The following is a 1,025-nucleotide window of genomic DNA, read 5'->3' as shown; positions in this document are numbered from 1 at the left end:
GGTCACGCGCGCCTGCGGCCATGTCACTGTCGTGAATTCGCTGGCGCTGGCGCTGGCGGGAATCGATATCGACACGCACGATCCGGATGGTGGCGTCATTGGGCGCGAGGCCGGGCAACTGACCGGAATGCTGGCTGAGAACGCCCAGAACCTCGTCTACGACGTCCAGCCGACACCCTCTTTCGCCGAGATACTCGATGCTATCGAAGCGGGGGGCCGTGACCTCCTACGGTTCGGCATAACGTCCTGCATGGACGCGGCCACTGGCCAGATCGACGGTATGACCGAGATCGAGGCTTATCATGAGGCCGAGCGCAGCGGCCGGCTCCCGGTACGGGTCTGGGCAACACTTCTGGGCGACCCCGGTTCGTCCATCGTCGAGCCTTGCCATGCCGCGGGTCTCGTTACCGGGGTCGGCAGCGACATGTTCCGCATAGGCGGCGTGAAGATATTCACGGACGGCTCGGCCGGCGGACGCACGGCCTGGATGCGCCAGCCATATATTGGCCAGCCTGACAATTTCGGTGTCCGGATGCTGCCAGACGCTCAATTGTTCGAACTGGTCGACCGCTACACCGCAATGGGCTACACCATGGTCTGCCATGGCATTGGCGATGCCGCCATCGACCAGCTCGTGCGCGCTTATGAACGTGTGCGCGCCGCCAGGCCGGATCACAAGCACCGGCACCGGATCGAGCATTGCGGTTATGTCGATGGTGCCATCAATCAGCGGATGTTGAAGGCAGGCATCCTGCCTGCGCCGCAGCAGGCCTTCATCTATGATTTCGGCGACGCCTACGTCTCGGTTCTCGGGCCGGAGCGCGGGGTTCGCTCCTATCCGATCGGAACCTGGGATCGCCTCGGCATGAAGCCGTCCACCGGCAGCGACTCGCCGGTCTGTTCGCCCAATCCCTTCCCGGACCTCTACGCCATGCTGACGCGCAAGACGCCCAAGGGCCCGGTAATGGACGCTTCCGAGATACTTACGGCCGAGCAGGCGTTGCGCGCCTATACCGAACATGGTG

General features: G+C 63.7%; 1 protein-coding gene. It reads left to right on the top strand.

Features of this window, described 5'->3' with window-relative positions; translation table 11 throughout:
* Nucleotides 1-1,025, top strand: a 1,025-nt coding sequence (locus FJ980_RS34295) for an amidohydrolase (RefSeq protein WP_140547745.1), incomplete at both ends; no start/stop codon positions are given.

This window comes from Mesorhizobium sp. B1-1-5, from assembly GCF_006443065.1.
GTDB lineage: Bacteria > Pseudomonadota > Alphaproteobacteria > Rhizobiales > Rhizobiaceae > Mesorhizobium.
Note: the sequence above shows the minus strand (reverse complement) of the source record. Positions and strands in the feature narration are given on the sequence as shown.